At 69.8% G+C, this 20,194-nt stretch carries 15 protein-coding genes and 2 pseudogenes; 9 read left to right on the top strand and 8 right to left on the bottom strand.

Translation table 11 applies throughout. The annotated features are described in order from the left end of the window. Positions 1 to 225: 225 nt before the first annotated feature. Positions 226 to 1,524, bottom strand: coding sequence for an amino acid deaminase (locus ABTY62_RS04830; protein WP_352127936.1), 1,299 nt, complete (start codon positions 1,522 to 1,524; stop codon positions 226 to 228). A gap of 196 nt (positions 1,525 to 1,720) precedes the next feature. Here ABTY62_RS04830 and ABTY62_RS04825 point away from each other — a divergent pair, with 196 nt between their 5' ends. The 4 genes and pseudogenes from ABTY62_RS04825 to ABTY62_RS04810 form a co-directional block, all read left to right on the top strand. Then, positions 1,721 to 2,743 carry a sugar kinase gene (locus ABTY62_RS04825; RefSeq protein WP_502997409.1) on the top strand — a complete coding sequence of 341 codons (1,023 nt, stop codon included), beginning with the start codon at positions 1,721 to 1,723 and terminating at the stop codon, positions 2,741 to 2,743. Next, complete coding sequence (locus tag ABTY62_RS04820) at positions 2,740 to 3,573, top strand: IclR family transcriptional regulator (protein ID WP_352127934.1); 834 nt, start codon at positions 2,740 to 2,742, stop codon at positions 3,571 to 3,573. The genes ABTY62_RS04825 and ABTY62_RS04820 overlap by 4 nt, the downstream gene beginning before the upstream one ends. 28 nt (positions 3,574 to 3,601) lie before the next feature. Further along, a complete protein-coding gene (locus ABTY62_RS04815; protein WP_311726225.1) occupies positions 3,602 to 4,015 on the top strand; it encodes a RidA family protein in 414 nt (137 codons plus the stop codon). A gap of 67 nt (positions 4,016 to 4,082) precedes the next feature. Beyond that, a pseudogene (locus ABTY62_RS04810) lies at positions 4,083 to 4,400 on the top strand (GntT/GntP/DsdX family permease); the annotation flags it as partial. 176 nt (positions 4,401 to 4,576) lie between these two features. On the opposite strand, the gene ABTY62_RS04805 reads toward ABTY62_RS04810, so the two are convergent. The 3 genes from ABTY62_RS04805 to ABTY62_RS04795 all read right to left on the bottom strand — a co-directional run bounded on the left by ABTY62_RS04805 (position 4,577) and on the right by ABTY62_RS04795 (position 7,855). Then, the gene (locus tag ABTY62_RS04805) at positions 4,577 to 5,119 is read right to left on the bottom strand and encodes a GNAT family N-acetyltransferase (protein ID WP_352127933.1); all 543 of its coding nucleotides are present in this window, start codon (positions 5,117 to 5,119) and stop codon (positions 4,577 to 4,579) included. Between the two features lie 57 nt (positions 5,120 to 5,176). Continuing rightward, entirely contained in the window at positions 5,177 to 7,141 is a 1,965-nt protein-coding gene (locus tag ABTY62_RS04800) for a serine/threonine-protein kinase (RefSeq protein ID WP_352127932.1), read from the bottom strand. Positions 7,142 to 7,267: 126 nt separating this feature from the next. Next, complete coding sequence (locus ABTY62_RS04795; RefSeq protein WP_352127931.1) at positions 7,268 to 7,855, bottom strand: CGNR zinc finger domain-containing protein; 588 nt, start codon at positions 7,853 to 7,855, stop codon at positions 7,268 to 7,270. A 75-nt stretch (positions 7,856 to 7,930) separates the two neighbouring features. On the opposite strand from ABTY62_RS04795, the gene ABTY62_RS04790 reads away from it, so the two are divergent. Together ABTY62_RS04790 and ABTY62_RS04785 are read left to right on the top strand one after the other, a co-directional pair. Continuing rightward, on the top strand, positions 7,931 to 8,797 hold the full coding sequence (locus tag ABTY62_RS04790; protein ID WP_352127930.1) for an alpha/beta fold hydrolase: 867 nt from the start codon (positions 7,931 to 7,933) through the stop codon (positions 8,795 to 8,797). 252 nt (positions 8,798 to 9,049) lie between these two features. Continuing rightward, positions 9,050 to 9,781 carry a MerR family transcriptional regulator gene (locus tag ABTY62_RS04785; protein WP_352128270.1) on the top strand — a complete coding sequence of 244 codons (732 nt, stop codon included), beginning with the start codon at positions 9,050 to 9,052 and terminating at the stop codon, positions 9,779 to 9,781. 5 nt (positions 9,782 to 9,786) lie between these two features. On the opposite strand, the gene ABTY62_RS04780 is transcribed toward ABTY62_RS04785, so the two are convergent. Beyond that, on the bottom strand, positions 9,787 to 10,014 hold the full coding sequence (locus tag ABTY62_RS04780; RefSeq protein ID WP_352127929.1) for a DUF397 domain-containing protein: 228 nt from the start codon (positions 10,012 to 10,014) through the stop codon (positions 9,787 to 9,789). Then, positions 10,001 to 10,345 (bottom strand): annotated as a pseudogene (locus ABTY62_RS04775) (Scr1 family TA system antitoxin-like transcriptional regulator); the annotation flags it as partial. The pseudogene ABTY62_RS04775 and the gene ABTY62_RS04780, both read right to left, overlap by 14 nt. 165 nt (positions 10,346 to 10,510) lie before the next feature. Between ABTY62_RS04775 and ABTY62_RS04770 the strand changes: the two are divergent. Continuing rightward, positions 10,511 to 11,239: a dienelactone hydrolase family protein gene (locus ABTY62_RS04770; RefSeq protein WP_352127928.1), complete on the top strand. Its 729-nt coding sequence runs from the start codon at positions 10,511 to 10,513 to the stop codon at positions 11,237 to 11,239. A gap of 41 nt (positions 11,240 to 11,280) precedes the next feature. Here the strand turns inward: ABTY62_RS04770 and ABTY62_RS04765 are convergent, their stop codons facing one another. Continuing rightward, on the bottom strand, positions 11,281 to 13,095 hold the full coding sequence (locus ABTY62_RS04765) for a protein kinase domain-containing protein (RefSeq protein ID WP_352127927.1): 1,815 nt from the start codon (positions 13,093 to 13,095) through the stop codon (positions 11,281 to 11,283). A 247-nt stretch (positions 13,096 to 13,342) separates the two neighbouring features. Then, on the bottom strand, positions 13,343 to 14,713 hold the full coding sequence (locus ABTY62_RS04760) for a M14 family metallopeptidase (RefSeq protein ID WP_352127926.1): 1,371 nt from the start codon (positions 14,711 to 14,713) through the stop codon (positions 13,343 to 13,345). A gap of 183 nt (positions 14,714 to 14,896) precedes the next feature. On the opposite strand from ABTY62_RS04760, the gene ABTY62_RS04755 reads away from it, so the two are divergent. Both ABTY62_RS04755 and ABTY62_RS04750 read left to right on the top strand, forming a co-directional pair. After that, positions 14,897 to 15,748 (top strand): S1 family peptidase, encoded by an 852-nt coding sequence (locus ABTY62_RS04755; protein WP_352127925.1) that lies wholly within the window; start codon positions 14,897 to 14,899, stop codon positions 15,746 to 15,748. 669 nt (positions 15,749 to 16,417) lie between these two features. After that, positions 16,418 to 20,128, top strand: coding sequence for a LamG-like jellyroll fold domain-containing protein (locus ABTY62_RS04750; protein WP_352127924.1), 3,711 nt, complete (start codon positions 16,418 to 16,420; stop codon positions 20,126 to 20,128). Positions 20,129 to 20,194: the final 66 nt, after the last annotated feature.

Here is a 20,194-nt window from a genome sequence, read left to right as displayed (position 1 = left end):
GGCCTGGTCCGGAGCCTGGTCCGGAGCCTGGTCCGGAGCCTGGTCCGGAGCCTGGTCCGGAGCCTGGTCCGGAGCCTGGTCCGGAGCCTGGTCCGGAGCCTGGTCCGGGCCCCTCGTGTTGGCCTGGCGGCCCCGGCGCCGACTGCGCCCCGCTGGGGGCGGGACGGGGCTTGCCCCGCCGGGGTCCGGGGCGGAGCCACACATAGGGGCGGGCGGGTGGGTGGGTCAGAAGAACGTGCGGATGTAGTCCGTGACCGTGCCGTCCGCCTCGGCCAGCGGGATCAGCTGCCACTTGTCGAAGCTGGTGCACGGGTGGGAGAGGCCGAGGGCCACCCAGTCGCCGACCTCCAGGGACGTCCCCTCCTCGACCGCGAGCCAGGCGTGCTGGTCGGACAGGCCGGTGACGGTGAGCCCGGTGGCGGGGCGTTCGGTGCCGTCGGGGGAGCGGATGACCTGGGGCTCGGGCAGGTCGAGGTCGTACGCCGCGTCGCGCTTGCCCGCGTTGAGGAAGGCCTGGCCCGGCTCGGGGCGGGAGACGACCTGGGCCCAGAGGCGGAAGGCCGGGTGCAGCGCGCCCTCGTCGGGGACGCGGTTGAAGGGCGTGATGTGGCGGTAGTGGCCGTCGTCATGGGAGACGTACGCGCCGGAGCGCAGCAGCTTCAGGACCGGGCCGGACAGTTCGGGCAGCTCCGCGAAGACGTCCGCGACCGCGTCGAACCACGCGCTGCCGCCCGCGCTGACCACGATCTCGTCCGCGTCCGCGAACCGGCCCTCCCCGTCGAACGCGACGGCCAGCGCGGTGAGCCGGCGCAGCCAGGCCCGGACCCGCTCGCTGTCCGGCTTCGGCACCTCGCCCTCGTAACCGGCGACGCCGACCAGGCGCAGGGTCCCGGTGGCCGCCACCGCGTCGGCGACGGCCGTGCAGTCGGCCTCCGTACGGGCGCCGGTGCGGGCGCCGGGGCCCGCACCGAGTTCGACGACGACGTCGAGGGGGCGGCGGGCGCCGGCCTCGCGCAGGGCCGCGTCCATCAGCTCGACGCCGCGCGGGGAGTCGACGTACGCGATGAAGCGGAACTCGGGGTCGGCGTCCAGCTCGCGGGCGAGCCAGCGGAGCGCGGCCGCGTCCACGACCTCGTTGGCGAGGAAGATCCGCCGGATGCCGAAGGCGCGGTACATGCGCACATGGCCGGGGACGGCGGCGGTGATGCCCCAGGCGCCGTGGGCGAGCTGGCGCTCGAAGAGCTGCGGGGCGAGGGAGGTCTTGCCGTGCGGGGCGAAGGCCAGCCCGTGGGCGGTGGAGTAGCGCTCCATGACGGCGAGGTTGTGCTCCAGGGCCTCGGCGGACAGCGCCAGGACGGGCGTGGTGAAGCCGCCGGTGAACAGGGAGCGGCGCTCGGCGGCCAGCTCGCCGACGGTTCGGCCCTCGGCGTCCGGGGGCAGGCCCTTGAAGCGGTGGTCGACGCGCTCGTGGGCGAGGCGCCCGACGGGTGAGCCGGGCGTGTCGGCGGCGTGGTCGACGGCCATGGAGCCTCCCATGCGGATTCGTGCTGCAACATGTGCAACGCCCATTGCGTATGGCGCTTACCGCTGTCTAACATCCCGCCAAGCACCCGGTCAACGGTGCGCGCCACCCCCCGGAAGGCGCCAGAGCCCACAGCAAGGAGCGAGCCCCGCCGTGTCCGCAGCCCTCCACGTCGACGTCGTGTGCCTCGGTGAGTCGATGGTCACCTTCAGACCGTCCCGGCCGGGCAGGCTCGCCGATGTGCCCGCGTTCTCGCGGGGGATCGGCGGCGCGGAGTCCAACGTCGCCTGCGGGCTCGCGCGCGGCGGGCACACCGCCCGGTGGATCAGCCGCGTCGGCGCGGACGGCTTCGGGGACCACCTCGTCGCGGAGATCGCCGCCGCGGGCGTGGATGTCTCCCGCGTCCAGCGCGACCCGGAACGCCCCACCGGCATCTACTTCCGTACGGCGGGGGAGCGGGAGCGGGAAGGGGACGGGCAGCCGCTCTCCGAGGTCGTCTACTACCGGGCCGGGTCCGCCGCCTCGGCCATGTCCCCGCGCCTGGTGCCCAGGGAGGCGGCGTGGTCGGGCCGTGTCCTCCACCTCACCGGGATCACCCCGGCCCTCTCCGCCGACTGCCACACCCTGATGCGGGAGCTCACCGCCCCCGCCCCGGGCCGCCCCCTCGTCTCGTTCGACGTCAACTACCGCACCGCGCTGTGGCGCGGCCAGGACAGCGGGCGTCTGCTGGACCTCGCCCGCGGCTGCGACCTGGTCTTCGTCGGCGAGGACGAGGCCGAGGCCGCCTGGGGCCTGCACGGAGCGGAGGCGGTCCGGGCGGCCCTGCCCGAGCCGCGGGTGCTGGTGGTGAAGCAGGGCAGCGCGGGCGCCACCGCGTACGCCCGGCAGCCGGACGGCGGGGAGGACGGCGGGGAGGACGAGGTCACCTTCGAGCCTGCCCTGAACGTGGACGTGGTCGCGTCCGTCGGCGCGGGCGACGCCTTCGCCGCCGGGTTTCTGTCGGGCACCCTGCGCGGGCTGCCCGTCGCGGAGCGGCTGCGCCACGGCCATCTGATGGCGGCCGCCGCCCTCACCGTCCCCGGCGACCTGGGCACCCCGCCCTCGCGCGAGCACGCCGACCGCCTGGCCGCCCTCGACCCCGGCGCGTGGGGCAGACTGCGACTCGGCCCCGGCTGGACGGACACCGGGACCGTACGCGCGGAGGTGGTGACCGACCCATGAGCCAGACCGTCGACCGAGCGCTGAGCATCCTGCCGCTGCTGGCGGAGGGCCCGGCCAATCTGGAGCAGGTGGCCACGCGGCTCGGCGTGCACAAGACGACCGCGCTGCGGCTGCTGCGCACCCTGCACGAGCACGGCATGGTCTACCGGCAGGAGGACCAGCGCTACCGGCTCGGCGCCCGCCTCTTCGCGCTCGCGCAGCAGGCCGCGGAGAATCTGGACGTACGCGAGATCGCCCACCCCTATCTGGTCGAGCTCAACGAGCGGTGCGGGCACACCGTCCACCTCGCCGTGTACGAGGACAACGAGGTGCTCTACATCGACAAGGTGGAGAGCCGCTACCCGGTCCGGATGTACTCGCGCATCGGCAAGCCCGTCGCGATCACCGTCGCCGCCGTCGCCAAGCTGCTGCTGGCCGACCTGCCCGAGACGGAGCGGCGCGCGGTGGCCGAGCGGCTGCCGTACCCCGCCTACACCCCGCGCTCCACCCCGAACGCCGCCGCGTTCCTCAAGGAGCTGGCGACCGTGCGGGAGCAGGGCTGGGCCACCGACCTCGGCGGCCACGAGGAGTCGATCAACTGCGTCGGGGCACCCATCCGGGGGGTGGACGGGCGGGTCGTCGCCGCGTGTTCGGTCTCCGCGCCAAACGTCGTGGTCACGGCCGAGGAACTGCTCGCGCTGCTGCCGCTGGTGCGTCGCACCGCGGAGGCGATCAGCCGCGCGTACTCCGGAAGCGCCCCGCCGGACGTGCCGGATCGCGAGGAGCCGGATCCCGACGTGCCGGATCGCGGCGAGCGGGACCCCGACGTGCCGGACCCCGAAGACAAGTAACCGCCCGCCGAACCAAGGGAATCGACCCATGAGCGAGAAGCTCCAGAAGATCGCGATCACCCCGGACACCCACACCGCGCCCCCCGCGAAGTTCTCGCATGGTGTGAAGAAGGGCAACATCCTCCAGGTCGCCGGGCAGGTCGGCTTCGGCCCCGCGGTCCCCGGCCAGGCCCCCGCCCCCGTCGGGCCGACGCTGCGCGAGCAGACCCTCCAGACCCTGCGCAATGTGCAGTCCGTCCTGGAGGCGGGCGGGGCGAGCTGGGAGGACGTGGTGATGGTGCGCGTCTACCTCACCGACACCGCCCACTTCGCCGAGCTCAACGACATCTACAACGACTTCTTCGCGGACCTGAAGGAGGCCCCGGCGGCCCGTACGACCGTCTACGTCGGCCTCCCCGCCGGGCTGCTCATCGAGATCGACGCGCTGGCCGTCCTCGGCTGACGCACCCCCGAGGCGGGCGGGGCACGCCCCGCCCGCCGACCACCCCTTCGTGCCGCTGACCATCGCCCTGCTGCTGGCCTGGCTGATCTCGGTGGTGCTGCGCGTCGCACAGGGCCCGGCGACGGTCGCGATCGTCACCACGGCGGGCATCGTCTCCCCGATGCTGAGCGAGGGCCACTACTCGCAGGCGCATCTGGCGCTGGTCACGATGGCCATCTCGGCGGGAGCGATCTTCGCATCGCGCGTCAGCGACGGCGGGTTCTGGATGGTCGCCAAGTACTTCGGGATCTCCTAGCGGGACACGCTCAAGTCGTGGACCGTGCTGGAGTCGGTGCTGTCGGTGGCGGGCTTCGTGGTTGCGGGGCTATGCGTTCTTTATGGCTGAGGCGGGTGACGCGGCGGCCGCGCGGGATCTGTATGGGGATTTGGTTCGGGACCGTACTCGGGTGCTCGGCCCCGACCACCCCGACACCCTCCATACACGGCACCAGCACGCCCGCTAGACGGCTGAGGCTGGGTGACGCGGCCAAGGCGTGTATCAGAAGTAGATCTTTGCCGCCATCAACGAGCGGTTGCGACGTACTGGTCCGACGACAACTCGAACACCCGCACTCGCCGACCGCTGGTGGGATTGACGGTCTCACGGACCGGATGCATCCCCAGTTTGGTCATGATCCGTTCGGAGGCGTCGTTGCCCACTTGAGCGATGCTGACGATCCGCTCCAGCCCTCGCTCTTCGAACCCGAACCGTACGGCGGCCGCAGCGGCCTCGGTGGCCAAGCCCTGCCCCCAGTGGGAACGTCCCAGCCGCCAGCCGACCTCAACCGCCGGCAGTACCTCCGGCAAGAAGTTGGGCACCGAAAGGCCGGTGAACCCGGCCAGTTCGCCAGTGGACCGGATTTCCACGGCGAACAGGCCGAAGCCCTGTGACTCCCACTCGCTCTCCCATGCCTGGATCCCGCCGCGAGTCTGCTGTTCGTCACGGACGCTGCCGTCACGGATCCACCGCATGACCTCGGGGTCGGCATTGACGGCAGCCATGGGCGCAACGTCTTCCTCGCGCCAGCGACGCAGGATCAAACGGGGAGTCTCAAGCGTGACCATCCCATCATTCTGGATCACGAAGGGGCTCTCCACCATCCTCACCAGGTACTAACGACTCTACGGTGAGGCGGCGTTCCACCGCTGATCGTCGCCTTCATCGCACTCACTCGTCTTCAGCTGATAGCCGTTGGTCTCCGAAGGGGAGTTGGCGTCTTCCAGGCAGAGACCAGTCTTCATGCTGTACAGGGTGGAGTTGTCGCCGGAGATATCCCACCGCTGATAATCGCCTTCATTGCATGAATACGTGTACACCTGGCCGGATTCGTTACTGTCCAAGCAAAGGTCGGTCGCCACATCGCGCAGTTCGATCTCTTCCCCGGAGATGTTCCACTTCCCGTCCCCGCTCCCATTGTCGGAGCAGTCGCCCAACTGCGGGCCGCCGGAGCCGCTGCCGCTCAAGCAGCGGTCAGTCGCCACATTGCGCAGCACGGAATTCTCGCCGGAGATGTTCCACTTCTGGCGGTCGCTGCTATCGCATTCGATCGTGCGCAACGTGCCGTCCTGGTCGCCGTCCAGGCAGCGATCAGTCGCCGCATTGCGCAGTACGGACTTGTTGGATATGTTCCATCTCTGCTGATCGTTGCGATCACATGTCGACATGCTCAGCTCACCGGCATCGTCACTGCCCAAGCACATATCGCTCGCCGCATCACGCAGACTGAACCTCTTCCCGGACGCGGTCCATTTCTGGTAGCCGCCACCATTGCAGTCGAATGCGTAAGCCTCTTCGTCGCCGTTACTGTCCAGGCAACGTCCGGTCGCCGCGTTGGTGAATGTCTTTACGGTCGAGTCCAACTCCTTTGGAGGTGCTGCGGCGTTCGCCGGAGGGTTCGCGGGGGAGGTCTTTTCCTGTGAGGTATCCCGCGATGGGGTTTTCTGGGATGAGGATTTCTGCGAGGAGTTCGGGGAGGCACCGTCGTCCCCGTCGCCGCCTCGGTTCGGGAGCCAGACGAGCAGGGCGGCGACCGCGACGGCGGCGAGCGCCACAAGGCCTATTGCCAGTCGGCGTCTCCCGGGAGTCCCGGGCCGCGTCGCGGATTGCGGGTCGTAGACAGTTCTCTCGGGCATGGGCGGCGCGGAGACCGTCTGGGCCGAAGGGTCAGGCGGCATGGGCGATATGGGCGGCGCGGGCGCGGGCGCGGGCGCGGGAAGGAAGGCCGGGGGCAGCCACCCGGTGGCAGGAAGCACCTCGGTCAGGCCGAGCCCGGCCCCGGCATCCCGGCAGAGGGCCACCACCTCGGCGGGCGTGGGCCGCGCCTCGGGGTCCTTCTCCAGGCAGCGGCTGATGACGGGCCGTATTTCCGCCGGGCAGGCGGTGAGATCGGGCTCCTCGCGATCGATGCGGTAGAGCACGGCCGGGCCCGGCCCCTCCCCGAAGGGGTGGACGCCGGTCGCGGCGACATACGCGGTCAGGCCGAGCGCGAAGACATCGATGGCCGGGGTCACCGGAGCGGCGCCCCTGAGCTGCTCCGGGGCCATGTACAAGGGGGTGCCGATGCGCACGTCGGTGCCGGTCAGCGGAGTGGCCTCGGCGGCCCGCGCGATCCCGAAGTCGATGACGGCGGGGCCGTCCGGCGCCAGGATGACATTCCCCGGCTTGAGATCCCGGTGGGTGACCTGCACCGCGTGGATGGCCTCCAGCGCGTGGGCCACGCCGGCGATCAGCCGCAGGGCCGCGTCTGTCGGCAGCGGTCCGTGCGTGGCCACCGCCGCCGCGAGCGAGAGGCCCGGGGCGTACTCGGTGGCCAGCCAGGGCACGGGCCCTCCCGTGTTGCTGTCCACGACCGGCAGGATGTAGCGGCCCCGCACCTGCCGGCTGGAGCGCACCTCCTGCTCGAACCGCTGCCGGAACTTCGGGTCCTCGGCGAACTCGGGATGCACGACCTTCAGAGCGATCGGCTGCCCGCCCCGCGTGGCGGATAAGAACACCGTCCCCATTCCGCCCGCCCCCAGCCGCCCTTGGAGCGCATAACCCGCGATATCACGCGGATCTCCCGGATTCAGCGGCCGAATTCCCGCCACGCGATTCCCTCCCTTTCAACACCCTTGGCATACGCGTGACTACGCACGGCCAGCCAACTACCGTGGACCAGCGTAAAATACCCCGATCATCAGGTAGTCGACGACGCGACGGCCGGTCCCCGCCGATCAGTCACGCGCGCGGGAGCGGGCCTGGTGGAGCCGCGCTTTGGTGCGGTTCCCGCAGCGGGTCATCGAGCACCAGCGGCGGTTGTGCGCGGGTGAGCGGTCCACGAAGCGCAGGGCGCAGCGCTCGGAGCAGCAGATACGGACCCGCCGTAGCTCCGGGGAGAGCAGCAGCTCGATCGCGTCCTGAGCCACGAGGCCGAGCCCCCCGGCCGCGTCCTCGGCGGCATGCGGAGCGCTGCTCGACTCCAACCGACCGCTCTCGATGGCCAGTTGGAGTACGGGGCGGGGCGCCGCGGCCGACGCCTGGTTGATCACGGCGATGTCGGCCGGCGTCGGCAGCCCACCGTCGACCGCGCACAGCACCGCACGGTCGATCGCCGCACGCAGCGCCACCGCGGAGCGCAGCACGGACTCGGGTACCCCGCGGGCCCGGACGGCGAGCAGGTCGGCGCCCCGCAGCCAGCGCGCCAGGTCGTCCGGCTCGCGGAGTGTCTCCCGGGGCAGCGCCTGCCACCGGTCGCGGAGGGTGTTGACGAAGTCCAGGCACACGCGTCCGCCGTACCAGAGCCATTCGTCATCGGTCGTCATGGCTCCATTGTCCACCGCTTGTCGTGGCACTAACCTCCTATGAGGGTTAGTAAGCGCGAGGCGGGAGGTACGGTCATGAGCACGGAGACGGTGGAGACGGTGACCACAGGCGTCGCCCAGGTCAACGGGGTCCGGCTGCACTACACGCGCGCGGGCTCGGGGCCGCTGCTCGTACTGCTCCACGGGTGGCCGCAGACCGGGCTGTGCTGGCGGCCGGTGCTCGGCGAACTCGCCACCGGCCACACCGTCGTAGCCCCCGACCTGCGCGGATACGGCCTCAGCGACAAGCCCGCCACCGGCTACGACAAGCGGCGGATGGCCTCGGACATCGCCGAACTGGTCCGGCAGCTCGGATACGAACGGGCGGCGGTCGTCGGCCACGACCGCGGCGCCCGGGTCGCGCACCGCTGGGCCCTGGACCACCCCGACCAGGTCGAACGGCTCGCCGTACTCGACGTGATCCCCACCCGGGAGATGTTCCGCCGCCTGGACGCCTCCGTGGCCGCCGGCTACTGGCACTGGCTGTTCCACATGCAGCCCGATCTCCCCGAGTTGCTGGTCGGGAACAACATCCGCGCCTACCTGGAGTACTTCTTCGAGCGCTGGACGTACAACCGCCACGGACTCGACCCCGACGCCGTCGACGCCTACGTCCGCGCGTTCTCCCGCCCCGGCGCGCTCCGCGCCGGTTTCGACGACTACCGCGCCCAGGAACACGACCTTGCCCTCGACGACGAGGACGCCGCCGCGGGCCGCCGCCTGACCATGCCCGTCCTGGCCCTGTGGGGTTCGGCCGGCCTGCCCGCCCGGCTGCCCACCCTGGACATCTGGCGCCAGTACGCGGACGACGTCACCGGCGCCCAGATCCCCGACTGCGGCCACTTCATCCCCGAGGAACGTCCCGACGCCCTCGTGGCCCACCTGCGTACGTTCCTCGCCTGATACCGAACGACGTGGCGTGCCGTCAGTCTCAGCAGTCACAACCGGCGTGGCAGGCAAAGGTGTCCGAGGCGGCCGGGGCCACACGGCGACGGCGGCGATGACCAGGGCGGCGATCGGGTCGGCCCAGGACCGGCCGAGGGTGGTGCGGAGCACCAGGCCGACCAGCAGCACAGCGGAAAGGTACGTGCAGAGCAGGGTCCAAGGCCCTTGACCTTCGAGCCGGGTCGAAGGTCTACCGTCGGCGGTGTGAGCATGATGCGGATCTCCCAGCTCGCCGAGCGTTCCGGTGTCCCGGCCACGACGCTGCGGTACTACGAGAGCGCCGGGCTGCTGGCCGCCGACCGGTCCCCGGCCGGCTACCGCCTCTACGGCGAGGAGGCCGTCGAGCGCCTGGCGTTCATCGGCGCGGCCAAGCACCTGGGGCTGCCGCTGGAGGAGATCTCCGAACTGCTGGCCGTTTGGGAATCCGGCGCGTGCGCGGAGGTGAAGGCCGACCTGCGCACACGTATCGCCGCCCGGATCACCGACGCCGAGGCCCGCGTCGCCGAACTGGCCGGGTTCATCACCACCCTGCACCGGTCCCTGGAGCACCTGGACACCCTGCCCGACCGGCCCGGCCGCTGCGACCCGGAGTGCGGCTTCCTCGCCCTGCTGCCCAGCCGTCAGGCTGCCCAGGGCCGGCCCGAGCGATGGCGATCGGCGCCGGTGGCCTGCTCCCTGGACAGCGGCGGTCTCGCCGAGCGCACCGCCCAGTGGCGGCGGCTGATCGACGGAGCCCTACGGCAGGAGACCGAGGACGGCATCCGGCTGACCCTGCCCGCCGACCGCGCCGGTGACATCGCGGCGCTGGCCGCCGCCGAACAGCGATGCTGCCCGTTCTTCGACTTCCGCCTCCACCTCGACGGCCCCGTCCTGCACCTTCGGGTACGCGCCCCCGCCGAGGGGATCGCCCTGCTCACCGAGGTCTTCGGTCCGGCTGCCTGACCCGGTCAGGCAGCCGGGAACTCCCCTTCCTTGACGGCGGAGAGGAACGCCGACCACACGGACGGCTCGAACACGAGCGCCGGGCCGTGGGGGTTCTTGCTGTCGCGGACGGGTATGGAGGCGTGGCCTCGCGCGACCTCAAGGCACTCGCCCTGATCGCCGCCGCTGTAACTGGACTTGTACCACCCGTTGAGGGTGGACGCGTGGGAGACGCTGTGCTCACTGCTGACCATGCGCGTGTTCCTCCGCTGCCGCTCTGACGACGGCCAGTGATTCCTGATGCGACAACGCGTCGCTCAGGGCCAGAGAGTGGGCGGTCTGGCTGGCCTTCACCAGAGACGGATCATCCATCAAGTTGCCGGTGAGGAAGCCTTCGACGTAGGCCACCGGGGCGGAATCCTCAAAGCTCATGAGAGTGAGCAGACTCTGCTGGAGCGCGTGGGCCCCTGCGCTGTAGGGCAGCACGTGCAGCCGCAGACGTCCCGCTCCGGCCATGTCCGCGATCTTGTGCAGCTGCTCGGCCATGACCTGCGGGCCGCCGACACAGCGTAGCGCTGCGGGGTCGCCGTGAGGCGCGCGTGATGATCTTTGTGATACTTTCGGCGCCGCCGTGCACCATGACGAATTCGAGGAGGTGAGACCGATCAACGCTGTGACAGGTCGGGGCTCCCTCCTTTGCATGGTTTAGGGAGCGCTCGCGCAACGCATCCCGAAAGGCTTGAAACGCTGATGCGCTTCACCTCCCAGACGTCGTCGGACGGCGTCACCGAGCAGTTCTTCACCCTCGACGAGATCCCCGGCGTGCTGTGGACGCCGGAAGGCGCCTGCGGCACTCGTCCCCTGATTCTGCTGGGCCACGGCGGCGGGCAGCACAAGACGGCCCCCGGCAATGTGTCCCGCGCGCGTCGCTACGCCGCCGAGGGTTTCGCGGTCGTCGCGATCGACGCGCCGAACCACGGCGACCGTCCCCAGGACGATGAGTTCGGCCGGATCGTGGCCGAGATGCGGGCCGGCATGGCCGCCGGTACGGATCCGGGCGCGCTGGTCGCCGGCATGCACAGCTATCTGGCCGGTCGGGCTGTCGCGGAGTGGCAGACGGTCCTGACCGCGGTCCAGCGCCTCGACCAGGTCGGCGTCGGCCCGGTGGGTTACTGCGGTATGTCGATGGGCTGCGGGCTCGGCGTACCCCTCATCGCCGCGGAGCCCCGGATCCGCGCCGCGGTGCTGGGCCTGCTCGGCGTGCACGGGCTGGCCGAAGACGCCGCCCGGATCACCGTGCCGGTGCAGTTCCTGGTCCAGTGGGATGACCAGATGGTGCCGCGCGACCAGAGCCTGGCGTTGTTCGACGCCCTGGCCTCGGCGGAGAAGACGCTGCACGCCAACCCCGGCAGGCACGGGGATGTGCCGTCGTTCGAGGTGGACAGCTCGGTGAGGTTCTTCGCCCGGCATCTGAGCTGACGCCGGCGCGTTCGGTCCAGCGGGTCCGACCTGATGCGGCACTAGTAGGGCACGGTGTCGCACCAGGTCTCCGCCCAGGCGGAGGCACCGTAGGTGTTGGCCGCGCGCACCGTGACGCAGATTTCGTCCCCGGAGAACGGGCCCTTGATCGTGTAGCTGGTGCTCCCGGTGGAGTAGACCGTGTTGACGTTCTTCTCCGTGTAGTTGCTGCCCTTGTTGGTGTAGTGGATGTCGTACCTGGTCGCTCGGGAGATCGCCGTCCAGCTCACCTTGAGCGGCATGTCACACGCGCCGACACACGAGTTGGTGTAATCAATCCGGTAGCTCTTCATGGCGGGCGGCCGCGAGCCGGAGGACGTGCCGCTGGAGCCGGATGAACCCCCGCCGCCCGCAGACGAGTTTCCGCCGTCCGAGCCCGAAGAAGAGCCGGACTTGCCGTTGCCGGAACCACTGTCGCTTTTGGACGAACTGCTGCCGCCGTCACCATCCGACGGCCCGGAGCTACGGCTGCTCTTCTGGGCGTTCGGCTTGTCCGTCTCCTTCCCCTTCTCGCCGTCGTCCCCGCTCTTCTTCTTTTCTCCCTTGGAAGGTGAACTGCTGAGCGCGCTCGGCGAGGTGCTGCCACCGGAAGCGGCGCTCGCGCCACCGCTTGGTGACTGGGCATGCGTTCCGCCCCCGTCGTCACCCCCAAAGGGTTGAAGCAGGGCGACCGTGCCGCCGCCGGCGGTGATGACGACGACGATGGGCAGCGCGATGAGCCTGCGGCGCCGACGGGGCTCCCGCTCCCGCTTCGTGGCTCCGGCGCCCGGGACGGCCGGGGCGGCTTCGGCAGGCCCGGCCTTCGGCCGCAGCCCGAGGGTCGCCAGGTCCGTGGACTCCTCCCGCAGCGGCGCCGCCTCGGCGTCGAGCAGCCGGGCGGACTGCCGTGCGAGGTGCGCGACGACACCGGCGGGCAGCCAGGCGCCGTGCGTGGCGCGGGGACGCACTCGCTCGGGATCCTCCAACAGCTCGTCGACGCCGGGCCGTTGAACGGCGTCCTTCACCAGGCAACGGGCGATGAGCGCCCGCAGCGAGGCGTCCGCGACCCCTGTCAGATCGGGCTCGCCCTCCACGATCTCGAACATCACCGCGTGCTGATTGCCCGCCCGCTTCCCGAACGGCAGTTGCCCGGTCGCCGCGTACGTCAGCACGCACCCGAGGGTGAACACATCGCTCTTGACCCCCGCGCGCTGCCCGCGCACCTGCTCAGGCGACATGAACCCGGGAGACCCGACGACCATCCCCGTACTGGTCAACAAGGACTCGACGGACGTCTCCAGAGCCCGCGCGATCCCGAAGTCGATGACCTTCGTACCGTCCACGGTGAGCATCACGTTGGACGGCTTCAGATCACGGTGCACGATCCCGGCGCCGTGAATGTCCTTGAGCGCCTTCAGCAGCCCGTCCGCCAGAGCGTGCAGGGACGCGGCCGGGAGCGGCCCGTGCCGTCGCACGACCTGCTCGAGCGAGAGCCCGGGGACGTACCCCGTGGCGACCCACGGCGGCTCGTCGTCAGGACCCGCGTCGAGCACCGGCGCCGTGTACTGCTCCCCGACCCTCCGTGCCGCCTCGATCTCGCGCCGGAACCGCGCCCTGAACTGCTGGTCGGAGACGTGCTCTTCGTGTACGACCTTCACGGCCACGGTCCGACCGCTGTCCGACCGCGCGAGGAACACCCGCCCCATACCGCCGGCGCCGAGCCGCCCGAGCAACAGATACGGGCCTATGCGCGTCGGGTCGCTCACCGCGAGCGGCTTGACACCCACATCGGCATGGTCGTCCCGCTCGTCGGGTCCGTCCCCGTTCGTACCGCTCATGATGGTGTGGCTCCCCCTGCCCTCTTCTTCACCTGGTCAACGGCGCAACCCGGATGAGAATAGACGTTGTGAACCTGGCGAAGGCGAGGGCGCGTCGGGCGAGCGGGACGCTATGGCCGCATCAAGGCGACTGGAGCGGGCTCTGCGTCGCACTCGTCGGGATCATGGGGGAGCAGGACTCGCGAGGCGCCGTCCCGGCGGGGAATCCCACCGGGACGGCGCCCGTAGCGTGCCGTACGGCCTGGGCTCAGGCGCAGTACTGCGCTTCCTTGCCGATGGAGCGGTACATGCAGTCCGCGTTCTCGAGGAGCTGGAGCACCGCGTCGCGGTTACGGGCGGTCTCCCGGTCGATCACCTCGTCGGGCGGGTAGAAGCCGCCCGCGCCGCTGGAGGTCGGGTACATCTCGAAGGTGTACGCGAAGACCTTCTGGGCGCCCCAAAGCCAGTCGTCGATCGCCCCGTCCGTGATGTACAGCTCGCTCGACTGCTCGGGGGTGTAGCCGTTGCTCGCGGCCATCTTCTTGCCGACCGCGGCGAAGGCGTCGTAGTCGTCCCGCGTCATGCCGGTGGTGGTTTCGTCGTACGTCCAGCCGAACGGCCACAGCACCAGCTCGCTGTAGGTGTGGAAGTCGATGGCGGCCTTGATCTGCTGCTTGCCGCCGACGACGCGGCTGCGCGCGAAGTCCGCGACGACCTTCACCTCGGGGGCCGACTCGGCCTTGGGGCCGCGGTAGGTCTCGGAGCCGGTGGAGCCGGAGGAGCCGCCGCAGCAGCCCCACTTGAAGTCCCAGTTGCGGTTGAGGTCGGTGCCGACGTTGGAGGAGCCGGAGTTGGGCTGCCGGTTCTTGCGCCAGCTGCGGTAGGAGCCGGTGGCGATGTCGTACTCGCCGCCGTCCGGGTTCACATCCGGGACGATCCAGATCTCGCGGCTGTTGACCAGGTTGGTGACCCGGGTGTCGCTGCCGTAGCCCTGGGTGAACTCCCGGACCAGGTAGAGCGCCATCTCGACGGTGAGGTGCTCGCGGGCGTGCTGGTGGGCGGTGAACAGCACCTCGGGCTCGGCCTCGTCCGTGGCCACGTTGTCGCTGATCTTCAGCGCCACGATGTCGCGGCCCTCGTAGGACTTGCCGATGACCCGCTTGCTCAGGATGTTCGGGTACTTGGCGACCGCGGCGTTGATCTCGGCGGTGGCCTCGGCGTAGTTGTGGTACTTCGCGTCCGCGGAGGGGAAGTCGAAGGGCTTGACGGCCCGGCCCTCGGTGCGGGCCGGCGGGGTGGCCAGCGGGCTGAGCTCATAGCCGCGCGAGCGCAGCTTGCGGGCCTGGGCCGCGTCGGCGGTGACCACAACGGAGCGGGCGTCCGCCTCGTCGATGGAGACGCCGGTGGCCGCGATGGAGGAGCGCTCGGCCGGGGTGGCGGGGCCCGAGATCTCGTACTGCCGCACGCTTTCGTCGGCCGCGGTGCCGGCCGAGGCGTCGGCCGCGGTGGCGGCGGCCCTGGTCGCGGAGGTGGAGCCGGATCCCGAGCCGTCGGCCTGGGCCGCGACGGGCGCCGCGAGGGCGAGGGTCAGCAGGGCGGTGAGGGCGGTGGCCCTTCTGCCGCGAATGCGTAGTCGCATGAATTCTCCTGGGGGGTGGTCTGAGGCGAGCGACTGCTGCGCCAGTGTTCGGCCATGCGCATGACATGGTCAAGGGTGGGAAATGGTCGAAGCCGAGGGAACATTCGTGCGGCTCCGGGCCGACCCGCCGCGACGTGACCGGTCGCGGCGTGGTCCGAAGCCTCGTCATGGGAGGGGAACCACATGCGCAGACCCCTGATCGGTGCGCTGTCCGCGCTGCTGCTGGGCGGCGCGGGCCTCGCGACCGCCGGCGTCACCCCGGCCGCGGCCGCCTCGGACACCTCGAAGGCGACCCGCGTCAAGGCGGTCGACTTCGCGGGCACCGTGGCGCTGAGCAACTGCTCCGGCTCGGTGGTACGGATGCCGAACTCGGCGGACAGCGACCCGGCGTTCGTGCTCTCGAACGGCCACTGCCTGGAGACCGGGATGCCCGGCGCCGGACAGGTGGTCGTCGACCGGGCCTCCACCCGGAGCTTCACCCTGCTCAACAGCTCCGGCAGCGGCGTCGGCACACTCCGGGCCACCAAGATCGCGTACGCGACCATGACCGACACCGATGTGTCGCTGTACCAGCTGAGCTCGACGTACGCCCAGATCCAGCAGACGTACGGCATCAAGGCGCTACAGCTCTCGGACAGCCACCCGGTCCAGGGCACTGGCATCAACGTGGTCTCCGGCTACTGGAAGCGGATCTACTCCTGCAATATCGACGGGTTTGTCTACCGTCTTAAAGAGGATGAATGGACCTGGAAGGATTCGGTCCGCTACACCTCCGCCTGTAACACGATCGGGGGAACCTCGGGCTCGCCCGTTGTCGACTCCGCCACGGGCAAGGTCGTCGCCGTCAACAACACGGGCAACGAAAGCGGCGGGCGGTGCACCCTGAACAACCCGTGCGAAGTCGACGCGAGCGGGAACGTGACGGTGCGGCAGGGCATCAACTACGCCCAGGAGACGTACGGCATCACCAAGTGCGTCGCCGCCGGCAACAAGATCAATCTGAGCCTGGCGGGGTGTGAGCTGCCCAAGCCGTAGCCCAGACGTGCCGGTCCCCGGTCCGCCTCGCCAGGTCTGCCGAAGGCCGGACCGAGGGCCGGCACTATGCGCAACACGCCACGCCGTACCCGATCGAGTCGTATCAAGGCCAGGGAAGTGCCGACGCCGGAACCCGGGCGGCGGCCCTGTAAGCAGCGCTGCTGCTGGCCGGCCCCGCTGTCCCGGCCTTGGCGCGTGCCTCGGTATGTGCGTGGGGCGGTGATCCTGGGCTCTCCTCCCCTTGTAACCGCCGAGACGTCCTCGCTCCGCAGGGAAGCTTCGGAGCCGCATTCCTGCGCGGCCACCCCGGCTTGGCAGAGCCATGGTCCTTTCGGTCGGATTCGGCCATTTGTTCGCGCCCGTCATCTGGGGTGGGCCTCTTGCCTCGCCGAGGAAATGGTGATCGCTTGTGGGTTTCGGGCGGGAGTAGTGCTGGGGTGCGGCACTCGCCTGCGGGCTTGTCGAGGGTCGCGTGCGACGCGTGGCTGTAACTCACCCATCCAGCGGAAACGTGATCTGCTTCACGTTGACGAGGGGAACCAGGGGGCCGTTAACTCGCTGCACATTTGAGAATCCTGTGACTCTGGGGTGGGGACTGTGGAGTTGGGGTGGAGACGTCGGCGTGCGCGTGCGCGAAGACGCCGGTTAAATCCTGTGGTCGGCGGGGCGATGGCGGCGGAGATGCTGCTGTCGGTGCTGTCGCCGGTCACGTTCCTGGCGTCTGGCGCGCATGCGGCGGCGCCGGTATCGGCGTCGTCGGAGGAGTCGGCGTCTGCGCGGGCAGTGACATCCGGTGAGCCTGTGGAAGTGATCTCTGCGCGGACTGAGTATTCGCAGACCGTGGCGAATCCGGACGGCACCTTCACCCTGACGCAGTCGACGGAGCCGCAGCGTGCGCGGGCCGCTGACGGCTCGTGGCGCGACATCGATGTCATGTTGCAGAAGTACGCGGACGGCAGGGTTGGGCCGAAGTCCGCCGTGGTGGGGTTGTCGTTCTCGGGCGGTGGTAGCGGCTCGGGGATGCTGACGCTCGGGCGCGGTGAGCAGGAGTTACGGCTGGGCTGGCCCGGCTCGTTACCGGCGCCGAAGCTGGACGGGGCCACCGCCACGTACCCCGATGTCCTTGCGGGGGTGGATCTGGAGCTGACGGCGACGGCCGAGGGCTACCGCGAGGTGCTGGTGGTCAAGACCGCTGAGGCGGCGGCCAACCCGGAGCTGGAGAAGATCAAGCTCACTGCCACTGGGGACGGCCTGAGCGTGGTGCCGGGGGCCGGCGGTGGGGTGCGGGCGGTGGATGCGGATGGCAACGCGGTGTTCCGGGGCCCGGCGGGGCGGATGTGGGATTCCGCAGGAGACGACGCCACGGGCTTGCGTACCCAGCCTCGGTCGATCAAGAGTGGTCTCGCTCAGCCGGGTGAGGGTGATGCGACCGCTGAGTTGCCGGTGATCGTCGGTGACGGCAGTGTTTCGGTGGAACCCGACTTGGAGTTGCTGCGCGGGGAGAAGACCGCGTACCCGGTGTTCATTGACCCGTCCGTGGGTCTGGGGGCGTCGGAGTGGACGAAGCTGTCGTCCGACGGGGACCGGTTCTGGAAGTTCGACGAGCCAAAGGGTGTCGGCTTGTGCGGCAGTGCGGATGGCTACTACTGCGGGTCGGGCTACCGGGACCGGATGTATTTCGAGTTCGGCGCGTCGAAGCTGGCGGGCAAGCATGTGCTGGACGCGACGTTCCGGGCGTATGAGACGTGGTCGTTCAACTGCACCCCGTACTGGGTGGATCTCGAGCGGACCGACAACATCTCCGAGGGGACGCGCTGGCCCGGACCGAAGCAGTTGGACCAGATGGGCGACCGCTACGTGTCGGCGGGTCGGGGGGATCTGTGCAGCCCGGAGCAGCCGAACAAGTGGATCGAGTTCAATGACAATCCGGATGAGCCGGACGAGAACCTGACCTCCACGGTGCGGTCGTTGGCGGACGGCAAGATTTCCCGGCTGACACTGATGCTGCGGGCGAAAGACGAGGGTGAGCCGCGGGCATGGAAGCGTTTTGACTCCAATGCGGAGTTGAAGGTGTGGTACGCGCACAAGCCCGGCGTGCCGACGTCGGTCGGGGCCATCCCGGGCACGGGTACCAAAGCGCAGTGCCGTTCCTCGTCGGATCCGGTGACGGTGACGGTGGACACGCCGACGGTCCAGGCGCGTGTGCAGACGAAGGTCGAGGCTCACGAGGGCGACGAAGAAGGTTCGCTGCAGGCGGAATTCGTGATGCAGCGCAGCAGCACCGACACCAACTCGGGATCGTGGTCGCAGGTGTGGAGCGACTACAAGCCGGACAGTGGCTGGGATCCGGATGGCACGCTGGAGAAGACGACGACGGACAAGCGGGCTGATGGCGGGCTGTACCGGTTCCGCGCCCGGACCCAGTCGCACTGGAGCTACAACGGCAAGTCGGGTGATCTGTTCTCGCCCTACTCGGCGTGGTGCTATCTGCGGATCGACTCCACCGCTCCCAAGGTGCCGGTCATCGTCCCCGGAGCCCCGTACACCGAGTGCACGGCCAATGACTGCGCAGCACACGGCGGTCCGGGAAAGCCGGGGACCTTCACCTTCAAACCGAACACGGCCGACAAGGACGTGAAGGCCTACCGGTGGCGGCTGCTGACCTCCGACGCCGATGCGACCAAGCGGGTGAGCGCCCCGACCACGAATGCTTCGGTGCAGGTCAAGGACGTCAAGCCTGGGCTGCCGGGCACACAGACGCTGTCGGTGGAAGCCAGCGATCTGAAGCTGGACAAGGAAGGGCGGGTGCGCTGGGGACCGCCTGCGGAACTGGCTTTCAAGGTGGCGACTGCTCCCGGGCCGACCGGGCGGTGGCGCTTCGACGACGGCGGGCCCGGTTCGGGGCTGACGGTGGCGAAGGACACGGGCGAGGTGGGCGCCCGTCACGACCTCGTGCTGCGGGACGAGGCCGGCACCGGCTGGTCGACCCTCGCCAGGCGAGGCGCCGGTGACTATTCGCTGCGTCTGAATGACAACCTGAGTGATCCCTCGCGGCAGGTGGGCTATGCGTCGACGGACGGCGCGGCCGTGAACACGCAGGATTCGTTCACCGTCTCCGCCTGGGCGTATCTCACCGACACGTCGGCGAATCATGTGGTGCTGTCGGCACCGGGGGAGTACGGCTCGGCGTTCACCCTGTACTACTCGTCCGCGTACAAGAAGTGGGTCTTCAACCGGACCGACCGGGACAAGAACGATCCGGTGTACATCCGCTCGCTGGCCGAGGAGGAAAGCCCCCCATTGCGGGTGTGGACACACCTGACCGGCGTCTTCGACACACAAGGCGACGCGGACAAGTCCAACGACACGATCCAGCTGTTCATCAACGGACGCCCCCAGGGCGACCCGGTCGTCTTGGCCGACGCGGCGCCCGCGTACGAACCGTGGACAGCCGACCGCAACCTGATGATCGGCCGCTCCAAGGTGGCAGGAGCGTATGGCGAGTACTTCCTGGGCCGCGTCGATGAGATCGCCGTCTGGCAGGACACCCGCACCCCTGAGCAGATCCGGGAGGAAGACCGGCTGGACAAGGACGGAGCGCCCGCCAATGAACTGGTGGCGCACTGGGACGCCACCATCTCCCAGGGCAGTCAGGTGATCGAGAGCCCGGAGGATCCGGACGACCCGGCCAGCACCACATTCCCCTACCGCCGCGGCCCCATGACACTGTCCGGCTCAGGCGCGACCCTGACCGGCGAGGACGCCACGGCGCTGGTACTCAACGGCAGCACCGGCTACGCCTCGGCAACCGGGCCGGTGGTGGATGAGACGGGTTCATTTACGGTGTCGGCGCGCGTGCGGCTGAGCAAGGCGCTGCTGACGGCTAAGCCGGTTGGCTACCGGGGACTGGTTGCCGCGCAGGCCACGCCGGTCGGCAAGGAGTCGTCGTGGGCCTTGTGGGTGGAGAAGCCCGCAGAAAATGTCTACTGGTGGAAGTTCGGGCGAACTTCGGTGGACAGCAACGGCAAGGTGATCGACACGGCGATTGACATGGGTCAGGAGCCGGTCGGTGACAAGGAGTGGGACACCTGGGTGGATGTGACCGGTGTCTTCGACTCCGGGCTTCCTTTCACGGGCAGCGATGGCAGTGAACGCTACGGCGCGGCACGGCTTTTCGTCGGCCAGTTCGCCCAGCAGGGCGGGGATGACGTTGGGCTGGATACGGCGCAGCAGGGCGGCGGGTCCCTCTCGGCGGGCCGGGGCTCGGGTGGCGGCGCCACGGGCCACTACCTTCCGGGGGACCTGGCGAAGGTGCGTGTTTGGGTCGGCGCGATGACGCGCGACCAGGTGACCTCCCAGATCGCACAGCCAACGACCTAGGGTCCGGCTTCTTTCCCTTCTTCTGCTGACCTTTGACGGTGTGCGGGCGCGTCGGCGCTCGCACAC

It is taken from the genome of Streptomyces sp. NPDC097640, from assembly GCF_040302705.1.
GTDB lineage: Bacteria > Actinomycetota > Actinomycetes > Streptomycetales > Streptomycetaceae > Streptomyces.
The sequence above is the reverse complement of the archived record's forward strand: the minus strand, read 5'-3'. Positions and strand labels throughout refer to the sequence as shown.